The organism is Acidovorax sp. Leaf191 (assembly GCF_001424425.1).
Classification (GTDB): domain Bacteria; phylum Pseudomonadota; class Gammaproteobacteria; order Burkholderiales; family Burkholderiaceae_C; genus Acidovorax.
The window spans coordinates 34,424-59,071 of sequence record NZ_LMPT01000024.1 but is presented as its reverse complement, the minus strand read 5'-3'; the positions used below and the strand labels follow the sequence as shown (position 1 = coordinate 59,071).

The window sequence follows — 24,648 nt, the reverse complement described above, 5'->3', positions numbered from 1 at the left end:
TGGCGTGTCAGTGCGCCAGCCGGCGCATGAAGGCTTCCAGCTCGGGCGCTGCCAGCGGCATGCTGAAGTGGTAGCCCTGCGCTTCGTCGCAGCCCTGTTCCAGCAGGAAGGCGAGCTGCCCTTCGGTTTCCACGCCTTCCGCCGTGGTGCGCATGCCCAGCGCCTGCGCCATGCGGATGATGGCGCTCACGATGGCGCGGTCGTTGCCCGCGTCGCCCAGGTCCCGCACGAACGACTGGTCGATCTTGAGCTTGAAGATCTGAAAGCGCTTGAGCTGGCTCAGTGATGAATAGCCCGTGCCGAAGTCGTCCATCGACATGCGCACGCCGCGCGCATGCAGCTGGTCCATGGTGGCCACGGCGGCATGGGGGTCGTCCACGGCCACGCCTTCGGTCAGCTCGAGTTCCAGCGCATCGGGGGGCAGGTCGAACTCGGCGAGGGTGCGGCTGACCATCTCGGGCAGCTGCGGCTGCCGGAACTGGATGGCCGACAGGTTGACCGCCATCATCAGCCGGGGGAAGCCGTTCGCGCGCCACACCTTCAGCTGCGCGAGCGCGGTGCGCAGCACCCATTCGCCAATCTGCAGGATCTGGCCGCTGTCCTCGGCGATCGGGATGAACTCGGCGGGCGATATGCCGCCCAGTTGCGGGTGGTTCCACCGCAGCAGGGCCTCCACGCTGCGCACGGCGCCCGTGGTCAGGCTCATCTGGGGCTGGTAGTGCAGCTGGAGCTGGTTGCGCTCCAGGGCCCGGCGCAGGGCGTTCTCCAGCTGCAGCGCGCGCACGGACTGGGCCTGCATCTCCGGCGTGAAGAACTTGAAGGTGTTGCGCCCGTCGAGCTTGGCGCGGTACATGGCCACGTCGGCCGACTGGGTCAGCGTGTCGAAGTCCGCACCGTCCTGCGGAAACAGCGCAATGCCCATGGACGGCGCCATGGTCAATTCGTGGTGATCGATCTGATAGTGCTGGCGCGAGGCCTCCTGCAGCTTGCCTGCCACGCGGGCCGCGCCGTGGGCGTTGGCCCCGGGCAGCAGCAGCACGAACTCATCGCCACCCAGGCGCGACACCGTGTCCTTGTCCCGCACCACGGCGCGCAGCCGCTTGGCGATCTCCACCAGCAGCGAATCGCCCACACGGTGACCCAGCGAGTCGTTCACGTGCTTGAAGTGGTCCAGGTCCAGGAAGATCACGGCCAGGGGCGTGTTGCCTTCCTGCGCCACGCGGATGGCCTGCTGCGCGCGTTCGGACAGCAGCGTGCGGTTGGGCAGGCCCGTCAGGGCGTCGTAGTGGGCCAGCCAGTAGATGCGCTCCTGGTCGGCCTTGCGGTCGTTGATCTCGCGGTGCAGGTCGTCCACCGTCTCGCGCAGCTCGCGGGTGCGGTCCTGCACCTGCTGCTCCAGGTCCTCGTGTGCGCGCGCCAGGGCCGCCTGGGCCTGCTTGCGCTCGGTGATGTCCATGGTGATCCAGATGGTGCCCTGGGACGGGTCTGACGCGTCCAGCGACTTGCTGCGCACTTCGCAGATCACCGGGGTGCCGTCCTTGCGGCGCAGCTCGACCTCGCCCTCGTAGGTCAGGCCCGCTGCCATGGGGGGATAGCACCGGCGTCCCACTTCGTCCCAGGCCGCATCGCTGGCATACCAGCGGCGCGACGGGCTGCCGACCAGCTCGCCAGGCTGGTACCCCAGCATCTGCTCGAAATGGTGGTTGCAGCGCGTCAGCTGCCGCTCGCGCAGGAAGACGATGCCCACCATGGCGCTGTCGAACAGCAACTGCTTTTCCGTCACGGCCGCGTTCAGCGCGGCGGCGGCGCGCTTTTGCTCGTCGATGTCGTCCACGATCCAGATCGAGCCTTCGGCCGTGTCGTGCGGGTTGATCAGGCGCCCGGTCAGGCTGGCCCAGAACAGGCTGGCGTCACGCCGGCGCAAGGGGCGTTCGACGCGGAAGGAGAGCCCTTGCGCCAGCACGGGATAGGCGGTGCGCCCCAGCTCGCGGAAGGAGTCTCTGTCGGGGTAGAAGGCTTCGGTGTTCAGCCCGACCAAACGCTCGGGGGCGGCATAGCCGAAGATCTCGGCGTACCGCTGGTTGCAGCGCACCACGCTGCGCTGGCGCAGAAAGACAATGCCCACGCCTGCACTGTCGAGCAAGGTTTGCTGTTCGCGCAAGGCGCGCTGCAGAGGCGTTTGGGGGGCGGCTCCAGGACGCTGCAACTCTGGAGCGCCGTAGGGCGCGGACATGGAACCGGGAAAAATGGGAAGCCGGGCGGCAGAAAATTTGTACCAAAGTGTAGCAGTGCTGCCTTACAACCGTTCCTGCCAGGGTGTGGCGCGCTGCCTGAAGGCCGGCCTGTGCATTGCGATGCGGCGGCCAGAGCGGACCCGCCCCACTTTCGCCGCGCCCCCGGAGGCCGCCTAGGCAGGCAGGCGCAGCTGGTCCCGCAGATACGCCTCAAACGCGGCGGCGGGCAGGGGGCGGCTGAAGAGATAGCCCTGGCCCTCGTCGCACCCCTGGGCTCGCAGAAAGTCCAGTTGCCCGTCGGTCTCCACCCCCTCGGCCGTGGTCTGCATGCCCAGGGCCTGGGCCATGCGGATGATGGCGCTCACGATGGCGCGGTCGTTGGCGTCGTCTTCCAGGTCCCGCACGAACGACTGGTCGATCTTGAGCTTGTAGATCTGGAAACGCTTGAGGTAGCTCAGCGACGAATACCCGGTGCCGAAGTCGTCCATCGACAGGCGCACGCCACGGTCGTGCAGCTGGTCCATCATGGCCAGCGCGGCGGCGGGGTCGTCCACCGCGGCGCCTTCGGTCAGCTCCAGCTCCAGCCGCCGGGCGGGCAGCCCGGCCTGCTCCAGGCAGCGCGTGACCATCTCCGGCAACTGCGGGTGGCGGAACTGCACGGCCGACACATTGACCGACACCGCGCGCAGCGGCAGCTGCATGTCCAGCCAGCGCTTGATGTCGCTCACCGCGGTGCGGATCACCCATTCGCCGATCGCGACGATCATGCCGCTGCTTTCTGCCACCGGCACGAACTCGGCCGGCGACACCATGCCCAGCTCAGGGTGGCGCCAGCGCAGCAGGGCTTCCGCGCCCATCAGCTTGCGGCTGTCCAGCGACACCTGGGGCTGGTAGTGCAGCTCGAACTGGTTGCGCTCCAGGGCGCGGCGCAGGGCGTTCTCGATCTGCAGGGCCCGTGCGGTGCGGGCTTCCAGATCGGCGGTGAAAAAGCCGTATCTGTTGCGGCCGTTCTGCTTGGCGCGGTACATGGCCGCGTCTGCCCGCTGGTACAGCGTGTCGAACGACTCACCGTCCGCCGGATACATCGCAATGCCCACCGACAGCGTGGTCGTGAGTTCGTACGTGTCCAGCTGAAAAGGCTCGGCCACTGCCGTCAGCAGCCGGTTGGCCACCTCTGCCGCTGCCGCTGCGGAGGTGGCGGGCAGCAGCAGCAGGAATTCGTCGCCGCCCAGGCGCGACACCGTGTCGTGCGGCTGCAGCAGGGACTGCAGCCTCCGCGCCACGGCGACCAGCAGGATGTCGCCGATGCGGTGGCCCAGCGAGTCATTGACGTTCTTGAAGTGGTCCAGGTCCAGAAACAGCAGCGCCAGGGTGCCGCCACGGGAGCGCTCTTCGTCGATATGCCGCTGCGCGCGCTCGGCCAGCAGCGCGCGGTTGGGAAGCTCGGTGAGCGGATCGAAGTGCGCCAGGCGCTGGATGCGGTCCTGCGCATCGCGCTGCTGGGTGATGTCGCGAAACAGCGTGATCGAGTGCGTCACCACGCCTTTGCCGTCGCGCACGCTGCTCACCGACAGCCATTGCGGGTACGTGGATCCGTCCTTGCGGCGCCCGCGGACCTCGCCCTCCCAGCGCCCGTCCTGCGTGAGACGGGCGTACACCGTGTCGGTGTCGAAGTCGCGCACGGATTCCGCCGCCGTGAGCAGCCGCACAGACTGCCCGATGGCCTCGCTCTCGGAGTAGCCGGTGATGCGGGTGAACGCCTTGTTGATGCGCACCACCGTGTGCGTCGCATCGGCGATGACGATGGCCTCGCTGCTCTGGTCGAACACCTGCGCGGTGAGCTGCAATTGCTCCTGTGTGCGCTTGCGGTCGGTGATGTCGCGCGACAGCACGATGTACCGCGGTACATCGCCCGGGGCGGTGGCCTTGCGCGCGGCGGACAGCTCGAACCAGCTCGTGCCCAGCCCGGGCAGGTCGACCATGATCTGCCGTCCCGTGGACCAGCCTTGCTGCTGCGCCTCCTGCAGCACGTCCATCACCGCCAGGGCCGCAAGCGCCGGCAGCATGTCCGTCACGTTGCGCCCGATCAGATCGGCAGCGGGTGCCATCAGCAGCTCGGGCCGCTGGCTGTGCACGCTGCAATAGAGACCGTCCTGGTCGATCTCGAAGAGAGGATCGGGAATGGCGTCGATGGTGGCGCGCAGCTGCTGCTGCGTGGCCTGGATCTCGGCCGTGCGCTGCGCGACCTGCTGCTCCAGGCCTTTTTCGTGGGCCTTGAGCCTGAACAGCAGCCAGGCCAGGTACGCCATCATCAGTGCGAACCCCAGCCCCAGGGCGCACCGCACCGCCAGCACGCCGGGGTTGCCCCAGCCCTTGTCAGGGGCCAGGCTCAGCGTCCATTGCCCATTGGGCAGGTTGAGCGCGCGCCCGACGGCCTGGTCTGCCGCAGGGGGTGGCGTGGATTGCGCAATGGTCTGCTCTTCGGACGTGCCGGGCCGCACGCGCCACAGCCGGTAGTGGTAGCCCCGCTGGGTCAGCTGCGGCAGCCGCGCCACCTCCAGCACGTCCGGCAGGCGGATCGTGACGTAGGTGAAGCCCCAGAACGTGCGCTGGCCCTGGGCGTTGTCCAGGTACACCGGCTGGCGGCCCACCACGCCCAGCCCGCCCTGGACCAGCTCCAGCGGCCCGGCGAGCGTGAGTCGCCCGGATTCGCGGGCCAGCACCGCCTCCGGACCCTGGCGGGGGTCGTTGAGCTGGTCGAATCCGATGATGTTCTCGTTGCCCTGCCGGGGCACCACCTGCCTGACGACGCCTTGCGGAGCAAGGCCCATGGCCGCAATGCCCGGGTAGAAGGGCAGCATCTGGGTGCCGATGTCCTCGAACTGGGTCACGGTGCCCTGGCCCTGCCGCACCAGGGCCACCAGGGTGTTGTTGGCCGACAGCGCCAGCTCGATGGCCCGCTGCAGCGCCTGCACATGGTCGCCCGCGATATCGGCCACCTGCGTGTGCTGCTGGTCGCGTTCCTGCTGCTCCAGCGTCCAGATCAGCCCGGCCGCACACAACGCCGACAGAACAAAAACCACCAGGGGGCCCGTGAGGGACCTGCGGGATCGGGTGGGAGGAGATGTCTGCACAGCGTGGTTTCCTGAATCCATTATGCAGGCCCACAGGCCGGCTCCCGCGTCGTGGAAAACGCTTGCCTGTCATGCCGCTGACATGCCGTGGACATGGCGATGTCATGGACGAATCCCACACTGCGACCCAGGGACCCGGTTCCCTGGCCGCTGCGGGAATGTTCGCTGCGCCGGCCCTACATCAGGAGATGTTGCACCATGAATGAGCTGTCCGCCTTGACGCCGATCCTGCCCCACGACGCGCAGCCCCGCAGCGCCCTGCAAGCCCCCGGCGCGGTGCCCGGCGCAGCCAGGGCAGCGCCCGAGCGCGGTGCGATTCAGGTCACCTGGGCACGGCATGAAGACGAGGTGCGCCAGGCGCAGAAGCTGCGGTTCGATGTGTTCGCGGCGGAGATGGGCGCTCGATTGACGACCCCCATCCCCGGCCACGACGTGGACCTGTTCGACGATTATTGCGAGCACCTCCTGGTGCGCGACGCGCAGAGCCAGCAAGTCATTGGGACTTACCGCGTGCTCACGCCGGCGCAGGCCAGGCGCGTGGGCAGCACCTACAGCGATACCGAGTTCGACCTGACCCGCCTGCGCACCCTGCGCCCCCGCATGGTCGAGCTGGGCCGCAGCTGCGTGCACCCCGACCATCGCCACGGCGGCGTGATCATGGCCCTGTGGAGCGCGCTGGCCGACTTCATGGTGCGCAACCAGCTCGACACCATGATCGGCTGCGCCAGCATTCCCATGCTGCACAACGGCGTGATCAGCGGCGATGCCGCCGCCAGCATCTGGAACCAGGTGCGCCAAACGCACCTGGCCCCCATCGAATACCACGTGCTGCCCCGCCTGCCGCTGCCCATCGACCAACTGGACGGCTCGGTCTTCGTGGAGCCGCCGGCCCTGATCAAGGGCTACCTGCGCCTGGGTGCGCGGGTGCTGGGCGCCCCCGCGTGGGACCCGGACTTCAACACGGCAGACCTGCCCATGCTCATGCGGCTGGCAGACCTGCACCCGCGCTACCGCAAGCACTTTCTGGGGGCCTGATGCGCGCCGCGTTCGACGCGCTCGGCGACTGGACTGCACACGTGGGAGGTGGGCAGGACACTGCCGCCGACGCCGCCGACGACGCGCATCCACCAGGACACCGGCACCTGCGGGCGGTGTTCATCTCCGACCTGCACCTGGGCACCCCCGGCTGCCAGGCCGAGGCCCTGCTCGACTTCCTGAAGCACCACCCCAGCGACCATCTGTACCTGGTGGGCGACATCGTGGACGGCTGGCAACTGCGCCGCCGCTGGTTCTGGCCCCAGGCCCACAACGACGTGGTGCAAAAGCTGCTGCGCCGTGCGCGCAAGGGCTGCCGCGTGGTCTTCGTGCCCGGCAACCATGACGAGTTCGCCCGCGCCTTCGTCGGCCACTCGTTCGGCGGCATCGAGGTGGCCGAGGACACCGTGCACACCACGGCCGACGGCCGCACGCTGTGGGTGACGCACGGCGACTACTTCGACGGCGTGATCCAGTGCGCCAAGTGGCTCGCCTACGTGGGCGACAACCTCTATGAGTTCACCCTCAAGCTCAACCGATACCTGAACACCCTGCGCGCGCGCATGGGGATGCCGTACTGGTCGCTCTCGGCGTACCTCAAGGGCAAGGTCAAGAAGGCGCTGAACTACGTGACCGACTTCGAGGTGGCGGTGGCTGCCGAGGCCCGCCGCCGCGGCCATGGCGGTGTGGTGTGCGGCCACATCCACCGCGCCGAGATGCGCGAGATCGACGGCACGCTGTACTGCAACGATGGCGACTGGGTGGAGAGCCGCACTGCGCTGGTCGAACACATGGACGGCCGGCTCGAACTGGTGCAATGGCATGCGCCCGCGCCGCAACGCGCAGCATCCCCTATGGCAGCGGAGGCTACGGTATGAGAATCGCACTGGTCACCGACGCATGGCGTCCCCAGGTCAACGGTGTGGTCACCACCCTCCTGGAGCTGGTGCAGGAGCTCGAGGCGCTGGGGCACGAGGTGCGGGTGATCGAGCCCGGCCAGTTCCAGACGCGTCCATGCCCGGGCTACGCGGGCATCGACCTGGCGGTGCGTCCCGCAAAGCAGGTGGCCCGCATGCTCGACGAGATCCAGCCCGACGCCATTCACCTGGCCACCGAGGGTCCGCTGGGCTGGGCCGGGCGGCGCCATTGCCTGCGCAAGGGCCTGGCGTTCACCACGGCTTTCCATACCCGTTTTCCGGAGATATTGCAGGCAGCGCTGCGCGTGCCGCTGTCGTGGGGGTATGCCTTGTTCCGGCATTTCCACCGGCCGTCTTCAGGTGTCATGGTGCCCACGCAGGGCGTGCTGCAGATGCTGGCCCAGCGGGGCTTTCGCAATTTGCGCCTGTGGACGCACGGTGTCGACACGCAGGCGTTCTCCTTCCATGGCGCGGTGACGCACAGCCCGCTCACCGGCACGCTGGCCCACCCCGTGGCCCTGTATGTCGGGCGGGTGTCGTACGAGAAGAACATCGAGGCCTTCTTGCAGCTGGACATGCCGGGCACGAAGGTGGTCTGCGGCGTCGGTCCGCTGGAAGAGCGCCTCAAGGCACGTTATCCGCAGGTCCGCTGGCTGGGCATTCTGGAGCGGTCGGCGCTGGCACAGGTCTACGCGGCAGCCGATGTGTTCGTGTTCCCGAGCCGCTCGGAAACCTTTGGCCTGGTGATGCTGGAGGCCATGGCCTGCGGTACGCCGGTGGCGGCGTTTCCGGTCGACGGGCCCATGGAAGTGCTCGGGGCCCATGCGGGCGAGGCACCGCAGGGCGGGGTGCTGCATGACAGCCTGCTCATTGCCGCGCAGGAAGCGTTGGCCATTCCCCGGTGCGAGGCGCGGGCCCGCGCGCTGGATTTCACCTGGGCGCACGCGGCGCGCCTGTTCGAGCAGCACCTGGTGCCTGTGCGTTCCGGCGCTGTGACGGTGCCGGCGGCTGTCACAAAATCTGTCACATCATTGTCATCTGGGCGTTAAATACTGAGGCTATCCCGCACTTGCCGCGCTTGCGTACCCATGCTGCCTTTGCCTTTTGATGACGCTGCCGCCATGCGGTTCGATACCGCTGCCATGACCGAACACCCTCCTGCTGCCTTGTCACATGACCGTCATGACGGTGCCCCGGCTGCACTGGCGCAATCCGCGCAGTGGCCGGCTTTCCTGGACCGGGACCACAGCATCCTGGCCTTCAACGAGCGCGTGCTCGACTGGGCCGTGCGCAGCGATGTGCCGCTGCTGGAGCGGCTGCGCTACCTGTGCATCGTGTCGTCCAACCTCGACGAATTCTTTGAAGTGCGCGCCGCGCCGCACATCACCGCAGCGCAAAAAGGCGAGACGCAGGGCCGCTATTCCACCGCGTCGTTCGAGGCTGTGGCCGCCAAGGTGCATGGCCTGGTCGAGCGCCAGTACGCGCTCTACAACGAGGCGCTGGTTCCCGCATTTGCCGAGCACGGCATCCGCATCCTGGGGCATGGCGAGCGTTCGCCGGCGCAAAAGCGCTGGGTGCAGGAGTATTTTGCAAGCGAAGTGCGGCCGCTGCTGATCCCGGTGGGGCTCGACCCCGCGCACCCGTTTCCGCAGGTGGCCAACAAGTCGCTCAATTTCATCGTGCGGTTGAAAGGCCGCGACGCCTTTGGGCGCGAAAACGAAATCGCCATCGTCAAGGTGCCGCGGGCGCTCCCGCGGCTGGTGCGCATTCCGGAGCGCGTGGCCTCCGAGCGCAATCAGTTCGTCAGCCTCTCCAGCATCGTGCGGTCGCACCTGGAAGACCTCTTCCCCGGCCGCGAGGTCACGGAGTTCTCGCAGTTCCGGGTGACCCGGCACTCGGACCTGGCACTGGACGAGGAAGACGTGCGCAACCTGCGGACCGCCTTGCGCCAGGGGTTGCAGCATCGGCACTACGGCCAGGCCGTGCGGCTGGAAGTGTCGTCCGGCTGCTCCCAGTTCCTGTCGGACTTCCTGCTCGCGCAATTCGGCCTGCCTGCTGCTGCGCTGTACCGGGTTCAAGGCCCCGTGAACCTGGTGCGCCTGACCCAGTTGGTGGACCTGGTGAACGACCCGTTGTTGCTGTTTGCGCCGTGGAACTCGGCCTGGCCGCGCCAGTTGCAGCCCGGCATGCCGATCATGGACCAGATGCGGCGCCGCGATGTGCTCATTCATCAACCGTTCGAGAGCTTCGACGGCCTGCTGGCTTTCCTGCGGGAAGCGGTGAACGACCCCAACGTGCTGGTCATCAAGCAGACCATCTACCGCACGGGGTCCGACTCCGAACTCATGGATCTTCTGACCGAGGCGGTGCGCCGCGGCAAGGAGGTGATGGCGGTCGTGGAGCTGAAGGCGCGCTTCGACGAAGAAGCCAACATCAACTGGGCCGAGGCGCTGGAGTCCATCGGTGCGCAGGTGGTGTACGGGGTGGTGGGGCTCAAGACCCACGCCAAGATGCTGCTCGTCACGCGCAGGGAAGGGCGGCAGCTCAAGCGCTACGGACACCTGTCCACCGGCAACTACAACATGCGGACTGCCCGGCTCTACACCGACCTGAGCTACCTCACCGCCGACGAAGACATGACCGCCGACATGGACGGCGTCTTCAACCATCTGGCCAGCCAGAACAGGCCACCCCGGTTGCGCAAGCTCATGCTGGCCCCGTTCCATCTGCACCGGCGCATGCTGGAGAAGATCGAGCAGGTGGGCCTGGCCGCCAGCCGGGGCGAGGACGCGCGCATCGTCGCCAAGATGAACTCCCTCACCGACGAAGCGCTCATGCGGGCCCTCATCCTGGCTGGGCAGCGCGGTGCGCGCATCGACCTCATCGTGCGCGGCGCGTGCATGCTGCCGGCAGGGCTGCCGGGCGCGACGGAGAACATCCGGGTGCGCTCGGTCATCGGGCGGTTCCTGGAGCACACGCGGGTCTTCTACTTCCTGGCGGGCGAGCAGGAGGACCTGTACCTCTCCAGCGCCGACTGGATGAACCGCAACATGATGCGGCGTGTGGAACTGGCCTGGCCCGTGACCGACCCGTCGCTGCGCCAGCAGATCGTGGACGAGTGCCTGGTGGCGTATCTGCACGACAACCGGGATGCTTGGACGCTGAACGCCGAGGGCGGTTATGACCGTGCGGAGCACCCCACCGACGGTGTGGGCGCGCAAGACGCACTGATGGTTCGCTACGGGCCTGTGCCGCCCGCGGGGGCTGTCGAGCAAGGGGCTGCATGATGGACCTCATCCTGTGGCGGCATGCAGAGGCGGAAGAGCCGCAAGAGGGCCATGACGACCTAGCGCGGGCGCTGACGCCGCGGGGGGAAAAGCAGGCTGCGCGCATGGCCGCCTGGCTGGACCGGCAACTGCCGGAAGGCTTGCGCGTGCTGGCCAGCCCCGCACGGCGCACCGAGCAGACGGCCAGCGCGCTCGGCCGCAAGTTCAAGATGCGGGCCGAGCTGCTGCCCGGCGGGACCCCGCAGGAACTGCTGGAGCTGGCGCAATGGCCGCGTGCCAAGGGGGCTGTGCTGGTCATCGGGCACCAGCCCGTGCTGGGGCAAACCATTGCGCAGTTGATGGGACTGCAGGCGGCCGACTGCGCCGTGCGCAAGGGGGCTGTGTGGTGGCTGCGCCAGCGGCAACGCCTGGATGAGAGCCAGACCCTGCTGCTGGCGGTGCAGTCGCCCGACCTGCTGTAGCCGCCGCGGCGCGCCGGGTGGCGGGGTCCGCTGACGGGCCTTGCCTGCCCGGACCCGCCTGGCCTGCCTGGCTCTAGCAGGACCAACCGGTGCCCTGCAGAAGCATCGCAGGTGCCTTGGGTTACTTGCGGCTGGCTTTGGCCGTCTTCGAGGCCGTCTTTGCAGTCGCCTTCACAGCCGGCTTGGCGGCGGGCTTGGTGGTCGTGGAGCTTGCCGGCGCGGCCACCGGCTTTGCGGCAGGGGCCTCGGCCTTGGGGCGGCCCGTCTTGATGGACGGCACGGCTTGCAGGGCGGAGCGCAGGGCAGTGTCGGACAGGGCCGCCAGCACCTTGAGACCGGCACGCAGCAACTCGCTTTTCTTGACGGGCTGGGCCAGTGCCGCCGAGCGCTGCTTGAGCGTCTCGATGACGGCGTACTCGTCCTTGGGGATGGTGAAGCTGTCGCGCACCAGCTTGGGCTTCTTCGCCTTGCTGTCTTTCGCGCTCTCTGCGGGCGCTGCCTTGGCGGCTTTCGCAGGCTTGGCGGGCTTGGTCGCCTTGGTCGCCTTGGCAGCAGGCTGCTGGGCTGCGGCCGCCTTGGGTTTGGCGGCGGGCTTGGCGGCGGTTTGTGCGGGGGCCTTGGCCGCTGGCTTGGGAGCTGCTGCAGCGGTGGTTTTCACCGGCTTGGCGGCAGGGGTGGGGGCAGCGGGCACTGCGGGAGTGGCTGGAAGCGGAGCGCTGGAAGAAGTAGTCATGGCATCGATGAAATAAACGGTATAAACAGTTTATACCGTTTTATGTCAGCGCTCAACACGCCCGCTCCCGACTTCAGGCCAGGCTGACGGCCAGCTCCCAGGGGGTCTTCAGCCATGCCAGCGCTTCCTCGCGCAACAGGTGGGCCGATTGCGGGTACGCCGCGGCCCAGCCACCGCGTGTTGCCAGATGAAAGCGCGCACCGTCCTGGCGCAGCGCCAGGCCCGCGGTGTCGGGGTCGCGGCGCGCATGGCACAGGGCCACGGCCAAGCGCAGGCTCAGCAACTGCAATGCGAACATCGGGTCTTGCAGGTCCGCTTCGATCTTGCGGACCTTGCCGCGCTGCCCCTGCACCAGGATTCCCAGGCGGTGCAGTTCGGGCACGGCAAAACCGGCGGCATCGGTGTTGTCCAGGATGTAGGCACCGTGGCGGTGGTAGTCGCTGTGCGAGACGAGGCAGCCGATCTCGTGCAGGCGGGCTGCCCAGTCCAGCTTGCGTGCGGCGCGCTCGCTGCCGGCGGGGGCGGCCTGGTCGAACAAGGCGCATGCCGTGCGCGCCACCCGCTCGGCATGTTCGGCATCCACCCCAAAACGCTGCATCAGCCCGTTCACGGTGGTGGTGCGCAGGTCGGTGCCGGGCTGCTCGCGGTCCAGCAGGTCGTACAGCGCGCCCTGGCGCAGCGCGCCTTGCGCGACCTGCATCTGGTCGATCTCCAGCAGGTCGAACACGGCCCGCAGCACGCTGACGCCACCGCCGATCACGGCGCGGCGCTCTTCCTTCAGACCGTCCATGCGCAGGCGGTCGGCTGTCTGCGCGCGCAGCAGCCGCTCGTGCAGCCACGCCAGCCCCTCGCGGGTGATGGTGCCGGGCGTGCCTCCGGCAGCGGCCAGAATGTCGCCCACCGCACCCGCCGTGCCGGACGAGCCATAGGCCACCTCCCACGCATCCGGGCGGAACGTTCCCAAGGCCTCGTCGAGCACGGCCTTGGCCGCAATCTCCGCGGCAAGGAATGCCGTGGCCGTGAATTCGCCTTGCGGAAAGTAGCGCTGCGACCAGGCCACGCTGCCCACGCGAAACGATGCCACCGCATGGGGCGTGAATTGCTGCCCCAGGATGAGTTCGGTAGACCGCCCGCCGATATCGACCACCAGGCGGCGCTCGTCGGACTGGGGCAGCAGGCGCGCAACGCCTTGGTAGATGAGGCGCGCTTCTTCGGGGCCCGACACCACGTCGATCGGGTAGCCCAGCATCTCGCTGCCGCGCGACAGGAACTCCTCGCGGTTGCGCGCTTCGCGCAGGGTCTGCGTGGCCACCGCACGCACCTGGGCGCGGGGGAACCCGGCCAGGCGTTCGCCGAAACGCGCGAGACAAGCCCATCCACGCTCCATGGCCTCCGGTGTCAGGTTGCGGTCTTCGTCCAGGCCGTTGCCCTGGCGGACGGTTTCCTTGAGGTATTCGACGCGCTGAATGTGTCCGAACTCGTAGCGCCCGATTTCAAGGCGAAAACTGTTGGAGCCGAGGTCGACCGCGGCGAGGCGTGTGCCGTTGTGCATATTGTTCTGGTAGGAGCTTCGACCGGCATCCTACCGCGTGCCACGGCGCATGGAAGCTGCTGCCCGCGCACGGCAGGAGAAGAGGAGGGAATGGCCAGCGTCAAGCCAGTGTGTTGTGGTTGTGTGACGGGTTCGTGACATTGCCTTTTGGGTGTTTTACCTCTGTAGCGCACGGTCGAATGGGTGGCTTTTTGTCACTGAATTGTCATCTTGGCCCCCTAGAGTTCACGGTGTTCCTGTTAACCCTAGTCCAAAGGTAACCTCATGAAACGCACATTTCTCAAAACCGTTGCAGTCGCACTGGCCACCTTCGCGGTCGGTGGTGCCTTTGCAGCGGACATCACCGGCGCTGGCGCTACCTTTCCCTTCCCGATGTACGCCAAGTGGGCAGAAGCCTACAAGAAGGAAACCGGCACGGGCCTGAACTACCAGTCCATCGGCTCGTCCGGCGGCATCCGCCAGATCCGCGCCAAGACCGTCGTGTTCGGCGCCACCGACGCCCCGGTCCCCGGTGCTGACCTCGACAAGGACGGCATGGTGCAGTTCCCCGCCATCATCGGCGGCACGGTGCCCGTGATCAACCTGGACGGCTTCAAGCCCGGCGAACTGCGCGTTACGGGCCCCGTGCTGGCCGACGTGTTCCTGGGCAAGATCGCCAAGTGGAACGACGCCAAGCTGGCGGCCCTGAATCCCGGCAAGACCCTGCCTGACCAGAACATCACCGTCGTGCACCGCGCCGACGGCTCCGGCACCACCTTCAACTGGACGGACTACCTGTCGTCCGTGAGCAAGGAGTGGGCTGACTCCGTGGGCAAGGGCGCTGCCGTCAAGTGGCCCGCAGCGTCGTCCGTGGGCGGCAAGGGCAACGAAGGCGTCGCCGCCAACGTCTCCCGCGTGAAGGGCTCCATCGGCTACGTCGAATACGCCTACGTCAAGAAGAACAACATGAACTTCCTGCAGCTGCAAAACGCTGACGGCAAGTACGTGAGCCCCGACGACAAGACCTTCGCCGCCGCTGCCGCCAGCGCAGACTGGTTCAGCGTGCCCGGCATGGGCATCTCGATGGTCAACGCCAAGGGTGCCGACAGCTGGCCCGTCAGCACGGCCTCGTTCATCCTGATGTACAAGGACCCGGCCGACAAGGCGCAATCGGCCGAAGTGCTCAAGTTCTTCGAATGGGCCTTCAAGAACGGCAAGGGCATGGCCACCGAACTGGACTACGTGCCCCTGCCTGACAGCCTGACCGCCGAGATCCGCTCGAAGGTCTGGTCGCAAATCAAGAAGTAATTAACTCCAACAATAAAAGCAGTCTGCCCCAAAATAGTACCCATCGGCCGGCCGGTCTGGCCGATGGGTACTGGTTTGTGGGGCCTCCAGAAGCCAGATGGGAGTCAACATGAGCGTGGGAACCACCATGAGTTCGCAACCCGTGTCCGTCAATAAAGTGACGGGCGCCCCCACAGAGTCCATGGTCTCGATTGCCAAGCGGCAACGCCTGCAGGACATCTTTTTCCATCGCCTGACCCAGAGCCTGTCGCTGCTCGTGCTCGCTGCGCTGCTGGGCATCATCGTTTCTCTTTTCGTCTACGCATGGCCCACGTTCCACAAGTTCGGCGTCCAGTTCATCTGGCGCGTGGAATGGGACATCATCAATGAACAATTCGGTGCTGCGATCGCCATCGTCGGCACCCTGGCCAGCGCGGGCATTGCGCTGCTGATCGCCGTGCCGCTCGCTTTCGGCATCGCCCTGTTCCTGACCGAAACCTGCCCTGTGTGGCTGCGCCGTCCGCTGGGCACGGCGGTAGAGCTGCTGGCGGCCGTGCCGTCCATCATCTACGGCATGTTCGGCCTGTTCGTGTTCGCGCCGCTGTTCGCGGACTATTTCCAGATGCCGGTGCAAAAGCTCCTGGGCTCCATGCCGCTGGTGGGCTTCCTGTTCGGTGGCAGCACCAACGGCTTCGGCATCCTGGCGGCGGGCATCGTGCTCGCTTTCATGGTGCTGCCCTTCGTGGCGGCCGTGATGCGCGACGTCTTCGAGATCGTCCCTCCCATCCTGCGCGAGTCGGCCTATGGCCTGGGCTGCACGACATGGGAAGTGGTGCGCCGCGTGGTGCTGCCCTACACCCAAAAGGGCGTGATCGGCGGCGTGATGCTGGGCCTGGGTCGCGCTCTGGGCGAGACCATGGCCGTGACCTTCGTCATCGGCAACGCCAACCGCATGCCCACGTCGCTCTTCTCGCCCGGCACGTCCATCGCCTCCACGCTGGCCAACGAGTTCGGCGAGGCCGCGGACTTCCACCTCTCCACGCTGTTTGCCCTGGGTTTCCTGCTCTTCGTCATCACCTTCGTGGTGCTGTCGGCCGCCAAGATCATGCTGCTGCGCGCCGAGAAGGCCAAGGGCCTGTGATCTGGACCATGAACCCACTCAATTGAGACAAGCTCCATGGAATTCAACCAACAACTGTACAAAAAGCGCCAGCGCTCCAACGCCATCGGCCTGACCCTGTCCCTGGGCGCGATGGTGCTGGGCCTGTTCGTGCTGCTCTGGATCCTGAGCGTGCTGCTGTCCAACGGCTTCGCCGCGCTGGACTGGAACATGTTCACCCAGTCCACCCCAGCCCCCGGCTCGGAAGGCGGTGGCCTGGCCAACGCCATCGTGGGCAGCCTGATGATGGTGGGCTTCACCGTGCTGTTGTCCACGCCCATCGGCGTGCTGGCCGGCGTCTACCTGGCCGAGTACAGCGGCCAGAGCAAGACGGCAGAGCTCACCCGCTTCGTGACCGACATCATGCTGTCTGCGCCCTCCATCGTGCTGGGGCTGTTCGTCTACGCGATTGCCGTGGCCACCGTGGGCAACTTTTCCGGCTGGGCCGGCAGCCTGGCGCTGTCGCTGATCGCGGTGCCCGTGGTCGTGCGCACCACCGAGAACATGCTGCGCCTGGTGCCCGGCAGCCTGCGCGAAGCGGCCTTTGCGCTGGGCGCGCCGCGCTGGAAGGTGTCCGTCATGGTCACCCTGCGCGCAGCGCGCAGCGGTGTCATGACCGGCCTGCTGCTGGCCGTGGCCCGCATCAGCGGCGAGACGGCGCCCCTGCTGTTCACCGCACTGAACAACCAGTTCTTCAGCACCAACATGAATGCGCCCATGGCCAACCTGCCCGTGGTGATCTTCCAGTTTGCGCTGAGCCCCTACGAAAACTGGGTGCGCCTGGCCTGGGGCGGCGCACTGCTCATCACGCTCTCGGTGCTGATCCTCAACGTCGTGGCGCGGGTTTTCCTGCGCGAGAAGAGCCGCGCCTGACCTGTCTGCCCCCGTACGCAGACACCCCCCAGACAGTCCCCATTTTCAGGATTTGACAATGACCGCTACTGCTACCGCCACTGCCAGCAAGAACGCGCTGGAACTGCGCAACCTGAGTTTCTTCTACGGCAAATTCCAGGGGCTGCGCAACGTCAGCCTCAACATCGCAGAACACAAGGTCACCGCTTTCATCGGCCCCTCGGGCTGCGGCAAGTCGACCCTGCTGCGCACGCTCAACCGCATGTACAGCCTGTACCCCGGCCAGCGGGCCGAGGGCAAGATCAACTTCTACGGCCAGGACATCCTGGACCCCAAGCAGGACATCAACCTGCTGCGCGCCCGCATCGGCATGGTGTTCCAGAAGCCCACGCCGTTTCCCATGTCCATCTACGACAACATCGCCTTCGGCGTGAAGCTGTACGAGAGCCTGAGCAAGAGCGAGATGGACGACCGCGTGGAATGGGCGCTGTCCAAGGCCGCGCTGTGGACCGAGGTGAAGGACAAGCTGCACCAGAGCGGCCTGTCGCTGTCCGGCGGCCAGCAGCAGCGCCTGTGCATTGCGCGCAGCGTGGCGGTCAAGCCTTCGGTGCTGCTGCTCGACGAGCCCACCTCGGCGCTGGACCCGCTGTCCACCGCCAAGATCGAGGAGCTGATCGACGAGCTCAAGCACGACTACACCATTGCCATCGTGACGCACAACATGCAGCAGGCCGCACGCTGCAGCGACTACACCGCCTACATGTACCTCGGTGAAATGATCGAGTTCGGTGCCACCGAACAGATCTTCTTCAAGCCCGAGCGCAAGGAAACCGAAGACTACATCACCGGCCGTTTCGGCTAAGGAGACAACGAGATGCCCGATAAACATCTTTCCTCGCAGTTCGACAGCGAACTCAACAGCGTCTCCGCCCGCGTCATGGAGATGGGCGGCCTCGTGGAGTCGCAGATCCGCCAGGCGGTCTATGCCCTGTCCCAGTTCAGCCTGGAGGCCGTGGAAACCGTCGCCTCGATGGAGACCCGCATCAACGCGATGGAGGTCGAGATCGACCAGGAGCTGTCCTCCATCATCGCCCGCCGCCAGCCCACCGCGCGCGACCTGCGCCTGCTGCTGGCCTTCTCCAAGGCCACGGCCAACCTGGAGCGCATGGGCGACGAGGCCAACAAGATGGCGCGCATGGTGCGCTCCATCATCGAGAGCGGTGCCCCGCGCTCGCTGCCGTCGAGCGACCTGCGCACCGCCGCGGAGCTGGCCTCGGGCCTGCTGCGCAAGACGCTGGACGCATTTGCGCGCCTGGACGTGAAGGCCGCCGTGGCCATCCTCAAGGAGGACGACCTCATCGACAAGGAGTTCGACGGCTTCGTGCGCAAGCTCGTCACCTACATGATGGAAGACCCCCGCACCATCTCCCCCAGCCTGGACCTGCTGTTCCTGGCCAAGGCGATCGAGCGCATCGGTGACCATTCCAAGAACGTGGCCGAGCTGATCATCTATCTGGTCAAGGGCAAGGATGTGCGCCACACTGCCCTCGACGAGATCGAGTCGGCCGTTCTATAAGAAGAAAGGGCTTTGGCAACACCATGACAGAACTCACCCCCACGCTACGCCGCCACGCGGGCCGCTGCTTTCTGAGCGCAGCGCTTTCTCACCTGGGGGCGGCCCGGCGATGAGAAAACTCCCACGCGTCCTCATCGTCGAGGACGAACCCGCGATTGCCGAGCTGATTGCCGTCAATCTGCGCCACAACGGATTCCAGCCCTTCTGGGCGGAAGACGGCGAGTCCGCCCAGCGCGAGCTCGATGCCGTGCTGCCCGATGTCATCCTGCTGGACTGGATGCTGCCGGGCCAAAGCGGCCTGTCGCTGGCCCGCAAGTGGCGTGCCGACAGTCGCACCAAGCCGATCCCCATCCTCATGCTCACCGCCCGCGGCGACGAGCCGGACAAGGTGGCGGGGCTCGATGCCGGTGCCGACGACTACATCACCAAGCCGTTCTCCACGCAGGAGCTGCTGGCCCGCATCCGTGCCGTGCTGCGCCGCCGCGCGCCGGAGCAGGTCAGCGACAGCGTGACCATCGGCGAGCTGGTGCTCGATGCCGGCACATACCGCGTGACCTTCCAGGGCCAGCCGCTCAAGGTGGGCCCCACGGAGTTCAAGCTGCTGCACTTTTTGATGAAGCATGCCGAACGCGTGCACAGCCGCTCGCAGCTGCTCGACAAGGTGTGGGGCGACCACGTCTTCATCGAGGAGCGCACGGTGGACGTGCACGTCAAGCGCCTGCGCGAAGCCCTCGGGTCCGCGTCCGTCATGGTGGAGACCGTGCGCGGCGCAGGCTACCGCCTCACGGCGCAGCCGCAGGTGCAGTTGCAGGCCTGATATCCATTTGCCTTCAAAAATATAAAACCCGTTCACGCTGAGCTTGTCGAAGCGCCGCGCGAGGCTTCGACAAGCTCAGCCCGAACGGCATCAAATGATTGAACGCAAATCCGTATGAGCTTGTTTTTCTTGCTGTCTTGAACGGGGCGCACGCGTTGCGCCCCTGGTGTTTTTGAAAAGGCGTTGCGGACCGGATGCTGTGGCGAATTACGTATTTTCTGCTCTGGCAGATTGCGGGCGGTAGCCTGGGCTGGTGGCAGGGAGGGCCGTGGGGCGCCGCACTGGGTGCCGCGCTGGCCGGGTGGGCTTGGTTTGTGTGGGACCTGCTGCGCGGCGCGCGCGTGCTGCGCTGGCTGCGCACGGGCGATTTGACCGACGTGCCGTCCATGCGCGGCATCTGGGGCGAGGCGGCCGACCGGGCGCGGCGCCTGCTGCGCCGGCAGGAAGCGCAGATCCGCGACAGCCAGGACCGGCTGCAGGAGATTCTCGCGGCGCTGCAGGCCACGCCCAACGGCGTGGTGCTGCTCGATGCGCAGGGGCGCATCGAATGGTGCAACCAGATGGCGGCCAACCAGTTCGGCTTCGACGCGCAGCGCGATGTGATGCAGTCCATCGGCAACCTGGTGCGCGACCCCGAGTTCACCGCGTATTTTGCCGAGCAGGACTTTGCGCACGACGTGGTGCTGGAAGGGCGTTTCAGCACGCCGTCGCGGCCGGTGCGCATCTCGGTGCACCTGCACCCCTACGGTGATGGGCGCACCCTGCTGCTGTCGCGCGACGTCACGGCCCTGGAGCAGGCCGACGCCATGCGGCGCGACTTCGTGGCCAACGTGTCGCACGAGATCCGCACGCCGCTCACGGTGCTGACGGGCTTTGTGGAAACCCTGCAGACCCTGCCCTTGAACGCCGACGAGCGCTCCCGCTACCTGGGCATGATGGCGCAGCAGGCCCAGCGCATGCAGAGCGTGGTGCAGGACCTCTTGACCCTGTCGCGGCTGGAGGGCAGCCCGCCGCCCGGCATGGCCGAATGGACCCCGGTGCAGGCGCTGCTGCAGCGCTGCGAGGAAGAAGGGCGCGCGCTGTCTGCGCTGCTCACGCAAAACCTGCCGCGGCAGCATGTGATGGTCTTTCCGGGGGCTGAGAGCCTGCGCATGGAAGGCCAGATCGCCGGCGTGCCTGCCGAGCTGCAAAGTGCCCTGTCCAACCTGATCAACAATGCCGTGCGTTACACGCCGGCAGGTGGCTCCATCACGATCGCCTGGCAGCGCAAGGACGACGGCAGTGCCGTCTTCTCGGTGCAGGACACCGGTCCCGGTATCGCCCCCGAACACATCCCCCGCCTGACCGAACGCTTCTACCGCGTGGACCGCAGCCGCTCGCGCGAGACCGGTGGCACCGGCCTCGGGCTGGCCATCGTCAAGCACGTGCTGCAGCGGCACGGCGCCACGCTCGAGATCTCCAGCACGCTGGGCAAGGGCTCGGTGTTCGCGGTGACCTTCCCGGCCAACCGGTTGCGCGGCTTTACGCTGCCTGCGGTGGCCGCCTGACAGGCCAGACGGTCAGACGAACCACGCAGGGCAAGATGGGGCAAGGCAGGGCAATGCCTGCATCCGAAGGCGGCGCACCTCAGCCCTGCCGGTGAATGGCCCGCCACAGCATGGCCACGAACAGCAGCGCCGTGGCCAGCAGGGCCGCCGCGCTGGCGGCCCAGAACGGCATGGGGGAGGGCGCTACCGCCCACATGCCCGCGCCGTGGTAGGCCCACAGGTAGCCGCCGCCCAGGCCCGCGCCCCACAGCAACACGCAGTACACCACCAGCGGTGCCACCGTGATCCGGTAGCAGCGCAGCACGAACACGCACAGGGTCTGCATCGCATCCGCCAGGTGGTAGGCGGCCACCCAGACCAGCACGCCGCCCGCCATCGCCACCACCGCAGCATTGCTGGAGTAGATGCTGCCCAGGTGGTGTCTTGCTATGAATAATATAGCTGCCAGCGCAATGGCAGCGAGCGCTGCAAGCCTCAAGCCGAGCAGAACCACCTGCCGGGCACGCGCCGGATCGCCCGCCCCCAGCCAGTAGCTGGTGCGTGCGCTGGTGGCGATCGACAGCGACAGCGGCACCATGTAGAGCACCGCTGCCAGGTTGGACGCGATCTGGTGCGCGGCCGATGCGATGGTGCCCTGGCGCGCGATGAACAGCGCCATGAGCGTGAACGAGGTCACCTCCACCATGACTGCCAGCCCGGCCGGCACGCCCAGCCGCGCGAACCCGGCGATGGTGGGCCAGTGGGGGCGCTCCATGCGGCGCCAGATGGCGAGCGGGTCGTAGATGTCCCGCGTGCGCAGCAGCCAGATGGCCAGGCCCAGCATGCTGCAGTTGACGATGAGCGTGGCCCAGGCGCAGCCCACCACCCCTTGTGCGGGCAGCCCCATGCCGCCGAAGGTGAACCAGATCGACAGCGGCAGCTTGATGAACAGCGAGCCCACCTGCAGCCAGGTGACGAGCTGCGGGCGCCCCAGCGCCTGGTTCAGCGTGCTGTAGATGCGAAAGAGCAGGGCCGGTGGCAGCGCCAGCGCGAGCACGGCCAGGTAGCGCTCGACCTCGGTGCGCAGGGCGGGCGGCACTTCCGTCCAGCGCAGCAGGGGGCCGGGCGACAGCAGGATGGCCATGCCCACCACCGATGCCGCCGCGCACAGGTACATCGCTTGCCGCAGTGACCGGCCGATGGCCTCGGTCTGCCGCGCGCCGCGCTGTTCCGCCCACACCGGCAGCAGCGCCTGCAGCACGCCGATGAGCGCCACGTACACGCTGATGAAGATGGCCGAGCCGACCGACAGTGCGGCCAGCGAGGCCTCGCCATAGCGGCCCGCGACGATGGTGTCCGTCACGCCGAATGCCATGACGGCCAGTTGCCCGGTCAGAACGGTGGCGGCGTGCCGGGAGATGGTGGATAGCTCGGACATGTCAGGGTGTGTGTAGCGCTGTGCCCCGCCGGCCGTCCATGCAGCCAGCGACGGGTCAGCCCGTGGAAATTTTCAAATGCGCCCTGCAAGGCTTCACGTCGATACGCTGCGTGGCCAGGCCAGCGGCGCGGGGGGGTGAAAGCCTTTGGTGCTGGCATGCTGGCAGCCACGCTGCGCGCCCCGTGAGGGCCAGGGCGTGACGCCGAAGGGGCTGGCGCGTCAGCTCCCCCTGCGCCGCAGCACCAGGAGGTGATCGTTCTTGTCGGTGGGGCGGGGAACGACCGCCAGGCGCTCCCAGAGCGCCGCGTTGACCATGCGCTCGGACGCCGGCCAGGATTCCATGTCCGCCACCAACCAGTTGCATTCGTCCTGCAGGCCCGCGCGCTCCAGCCTGAGCTGGCCGTGGTACTGGAGTGCGGCAACCTGCGCGCGGCTCAGGCCCACCGTCTGCACACACCCGGGGTTCGTGCCCAGCACCGCCTGCACGGCGCGCACCTGGGGGCCGTAGCTGCGGGCATAGTCCAGCAGCGGCAACCACAGTGTCATCAGCAGGACCCAGCCCAGCGCCGCACCACCCGCGGGCAGCACCAGGCTCTTCCAGATCGGCGCGCGGTCGCGCGAGGCGCGCCACCACACCAGCACGCACCAGCCGGCGGTCGCCGCCAGAGCCACCACCAGCGCCAGCGCAGAAAACTGCGGCACAAAGCCCGGTGCCAGCTTGGCCACGTTGGCCGCCGGCTTGGCCGGAAAGCCTGTCTGCATCGCGATCCAGATCACCCAGATGGCCAGGGCCGACACGGTGAAGAACAGCAGCGTGAACCAGTCGATCAGCGCGCCCACGCTGCGCCGCAGGGTGGGCAGGGCGAATGCCGCCAGCGCGGCCAGCGCCGGCAGGCCCAGCAGCAGCGCCCGGTCGGCCGGCTGCGTGGTGATCGTGGCGGCAATGGAGACGGCAGAGAACCACAGGGGCAGCAGCAGATGCCGATGGCCTTGCCGGCTGAAGATCTGCTTGCGCCAGCGCCACAGCGTCCACAGGGCCAGGGGCCAGGCGGGCCAGCCAAACCACAGCAGCAGCCGCGCCAGGCTCTGCCATTCCTTGCCGCCAGAATTTGCGCCCACGATCCGCCAGCGCCACAGGTCGAGCTTCCAGGCGACCAGCGCAGCCACCACGGTGATGGCGGCCAGCGCCAGGGTCCAGGGCAGGCGACGGTCGGTGCTGCTGCCCGGGGCCAGCACCACCAGCACCACGCTGCCCACGCCCAGCAAGGTGGCCAGCGCCGGGGCGCCTGCGAGCGTCAGGCCCAGCATGCCCACCACCAGCGCGATGGCAGGGGCCACGGTGCGGTGGGGCATGGCCGCCACGGCAAAGAAGAGCAGGGCGGTGCAGCTGAGCTGCACCAGGTAGCTGGTCACCTCGTGCGACAGCTGGGCCAACCCCAGGCAGGCGATCAGGGCGAGCAGCGCGCCGTCGGCGATCGCGCGGGCATAGTCGGGCGGGTTGGCCTCGCCGCCAAACGCAAAGGCCACCGGCTGCGCGCCCGGGCTGCGTGCCAGGTAGTACACGCCGTACCAAGTGGCCATGAGGGTGATCACCAGCAACGCGGCAAAGGGCACGCGCACCGCCATCTCGGGCGACAGCAGCCACGCTGGCGTGATCTGGATGGCCCAGGCGCCCAGCCAGTAGGGCAGCAGACCCTCGGTCTCGGGGGGCATGCCGCCCAGCAGGGGAGCCAGCCACGGCGTGCGCTGCTGCGCCAGCTCCAGCATGTAGCCGAATGCGGTGACATCCGCACTCTTCCAGGGGTCGCGGCCCACGAAGCCCGGCACCACATAGGCGATGCACAGCAACAGCAGCGCCCACCGCGGCAGGGGGCGGACGGCGCTTTGGGTCACGATGGCGGGGGTGGGAGGAGTCACGCGTCAGAAAGGCAGCAAAAGCGGAGCCGTCGAGAATAAGCGCAAAAACGCACCAAAACGATACAGGATGCAGGGACCGCCAGCGTCGGGATCAAAAACTCCCGCGTTCTTGTCCCCGCCGGCCCGTGGCCAGCGCGGTGATGCCCACCACGGACCAGCCGCTGCAAAGCAAAAAGGCAGCACGGTTGCCCGGGCTGCCTTTTGTGGCGGTAACGCGCAGGAGGCGAATTACTTCGCTGCGGTCTTGCCGAAACGGTTGCGGAAGCGCTCGACGCGGCCACCCATGTTGTCCACCGACTTTTGCGTGCCGGTGTAGAAGGGGTGCGACTCAGAAGAGGTATCCAGCTTGAACAGCGGGTATTCCTTGCCTTCGAAGGTTTCGGTTTCCTTCGTGTTCACGCACGAACGGGTCACGAACTTGAAACCGTTGGACAGGTCCGAGAACAGGACTTCGCGGTAGTTGGGGTGAATGCCTTCTTTCATGATCAATCCTTGTCAAGTGCGGGAGCCGTGCTGAACCCGGTGCAACCTTTGCGCCGTGGAACATCCAGCGTACTTTCCGCAGAAAAAGCCCTCTATTATGGCACAGGCGGTTGGACGGCTTTTTGCGATGGCCCGTGACGGCTGAAACTGGCGCGGCCTGGGCCAGAACCGCCGCGCAAGGGACGCCCCGCCGCGCTGGCGGTGTCCCCCTTCCCGAATTGCGTAGCAATTCGAGAGAAGGGGGAAGGCGCGACAGCGCCT

19 protein-coding genes are annotated in these 24,648 nt (G+C 67.2%); 12 read left to right on the top strand and 7 right to left on the bottom strand.

The window, feature by feature from the left end; all coding sequences use genetic code 11:
• Window positions 1–7: 7 nt before the first annotated feature.
• Both ASG27_RS25165 and ASG27_RS25160 read right to left on the bottom strand, forming a co-directional pair.
• On the bottom strand, window positions 8–2,233 hold the full coding sequence (locus tag ASG27_RS25165; protein WP_056413277.1) for a bifunctional diguanylate cyclase/phosphodiesterase: 2,226 nt from the start codon (window positions 2,231–2,233) through the stop codon (window positions 8–10).
• A gap of 174 nt (window positions 2,234–2,407) precedes the next feature.
• Window positions 2,408–5,389, bottom strand: a complete 2,982-nt coding sequence (locus tag ASG27_RS25160) for a bifunctional diguanylate cyclase/phosphodiesterase (protein ID WP_056413273.1) — start codon at window positions 5,387–5,389, stop codon at window positions 2,408–2,410.
• Between the two features lie 177 nt (window positions 5,390–5,566).
• Here ASG27_RS25160 and ASG27_RS25155 point away from each other — a divergent pair, with 177 nt between their 5' ends.
• The 5 genes from ASG27_RS25155 (at window position 5,567) to ASG27_RS25135 (ending at window position 11,068) form a co-directional block, all read left to right on the top strand.
• Window positions 5,567–6,403: a GNAT family N-acetyltransferase gene (locus ASG27_RS25155; RefSeq protein WP_056413270.1), complete on the top strand. Its 837-nt coding sequence runs from the start codon at window positions 5,567–5,569 to the stop codon at window positions 6,401–6,403.
• Entirely contained in the window at window positions 6,403–7,281 is an 879-nt protein-coding gene (locus tag ASG27_RS25150; RefSeq protein WP_056413267.1) for a UDP-2,3-diacylglucosamine diphosphatase, read from the top strand. Before ASG27_RS25155 ends, ASG27_RS25150 begins: the two co-directional genes overlap by 1 nt.
• Window positions 7,278–8,369, top strand: coding sequence for a glycosyltransferase family 4 protein (locus ASG27_RS25145; protein ID WP_056413263.1), 1,092 nt, complete (start codon window positions 7,278–7,280; stop codon window positions 8,367–8,369). The genes ASG27_RS25150 and ASG27_RS25145 overlap by 4 nt, the downstream gene beginning before the upstream one ends.
• 93 nt (window positions 8,370–8,462) lie before the next feature.
• Entirely contained in the window at window positions 8,463–10,607 is a 2,145-nt protein-coding gene (ppk1, locus tag ASG27_RS25140; protein WP_082485786.1) for a polyphosphate kinase 1, read from the top strand.
• Window positions 10,604–11,068 (top strand): SixA phosphatase family protein, encoded by a 465-nt coding sequence (locus ASG27_RS25135; protein ID WP_056413260.1) that lies wholly within the window; start codon window positions 10,604–10,606, stop codon window positions 11,066–11,068. The genes ppk1 and ASG27_RS25135 overlap by 4 nt, the downstream gene beginning before the upstream one ends.
• 121 nt (window positions 11,069–11,189) lie before the next feature.
• Here the strand turns inward: ASG27_RS25135 and ASG27_RS25130 are convergent, their stop codons facing one another.
• Complete coding sequence (locus tag ASG27_RS25130) at window positions 11,190–11,801, bottom strand: hypothetical protein (protein ID WP_056413258.1); 612 nt, start codon at window positions 11,799–11,801, stop codon at window positions 11,190–11,192.
• A gap of 73 nt (window positions 11,802–11,874) precedes the next feature.
• Complete coding sequence (locus ASG27_RS25125; protein WP_056413254.1) at window positions 11,875–13,353, bottom strand: Ppx/GppA phosphatase family protein; 1,479 nt, start codon at window positions 13,351–13,353, stop codon at window positions 11,875–11,877.
• A 264-nt stretch (window positions 13,354–13,617) separates the two neighbouring features.
• On the opposite strand from ASG27_RS25125, the gene pstS reads away from it, so the two are divergent.
• From pstS to phoR, 7 genes are all read left to right on the top strand, one after another.
• Window positions 13,618–14,640 (top strand): phosphate ABC transporter substrate-binding protein PstS, encoded by a 1,023-nt coding sequence (pstS, locus tag ASG27_RS25120; RefSeq protein ID WP_056413251.1) that lies wholly within the window; start codon window positions 13,618–13,620, stop codon window positions 14,638–14,640.
• 97 nt (window positions 14,641–14,737) lie between these two features.
• Window positions 14,738–15,760, top strand: coding sequence for a phosphate ABC transporter permease subunit PstC (gene pstC, locus ASG27_RS25115; protein ID WP_056413248.1), 1,023 nt, complete (start codon window positions 14,738–14,740; stop codon window positions 15,758–15,760).
• Between the two features lie 36 nt (window positions 15,761–15,796).
• Complete coding sequence (pstA, locus tag ASG27_RS25110; protein WP_056413245.1) at window positions 15,797–16,651, top strand: phosphate ABC transporter permease PstA; 855 nt, start codon at window positions 15,797–15,799, stop codon at window positions 16,649–16,651.
• A 58-nt stretch (window positions 16,652–16,709) separates the two neighbouring features.
• Entirely contained in the window at window positions 16,710–17,492 is a 783-nt protein-coding gene (gene pstB, locus ASG27_RS25105) for a phosphate ABC transporter ATP-binding protein PstB (protein ID WP_056413242.1), read from the top strand.
• 12 nt (window positions 17,493–17,504) lie between these two features.
• On the top strand, window positions 17,505–18,206 hold the full coding sequence (gene phoU, locus ASG27_RS25100; RefSeq protein ID WP_056163712.1) for a phosphate signaling complex protein PhoU: 702 nt from the start codon (window positions 17,505–17,507) through the stop codon (window positions 18,204–18,206).
• A gap of 109 nt (window positions 18,207–18,315) precedes the next feature.
• Window positions 18,316–19,023: a phosphate regulon transcriptional regulator PhoB gene (gene phoB / locus ASG27_RS25095; protein ID WP_056163714.1), complete on the top strand. Its 708-nt coding sequence runs from the start codon at window positions 18,316–18,318 to the stop codon at window positions 19,021–19,023.
• Between the two features lie 194 nt (window positions 19,024–19,217).
• Complete coding sequence (phoR, locus tag ASG27_RS25090; protein ID WP_056413239.1) at window positions 19,218–20,570, top strand: phosphate regulon sensor histidine kinase PhoR; 1,353 nt, start codon at window positions 19,218–19,220, stop codon at window positions 20,568–20,570.
• 79 nt (window positions 20,571–20,649) lie between these two features.
• Here phoR and ASG27_RS25085 read toward each other — a convergent pair whose 3' ends face one another.
• The 3 genes from ASG27_RS25085 to ASG27_RS25075 form a co-directional block, all read right to left on the bottom strand.
• Complete coding sequence (locus tag ASG27_RS25085; RefSeq protein WP_056413234.1) at window positions 20,650–21,987, bottom strand: MATE family efflux transporter; 1,338 nt, start codon at window positions 21,985–21,987, stop codon at window positions 20,650–20,652.
• A 219-nt stretch (window positions 21,988–22,206) separates the two neighbouring features.
• A complete protein-coding gene (locus ASG27_RS25080) occupies window positions 22,207–23,904 on the bottom strand; it encodes a hypothetical protein (protein WP_056413231.1) in 1,698 nt (565 codons plus the stop codon).
• Between the two features lie 228 nt (window positions 23,905–24,132).
• A complete protein-coding gene (locus tag ASG27_RS25075; protein WP_056163725.1) occupies window positions 24,133–24,387 on the bottom strand; it encodes a type B 50S ribosomal protein L31 in 255 nt (84 codons plus the stop codon).
• Window positions 24,388–24,648: the final 261 nt, after the last annotated feature.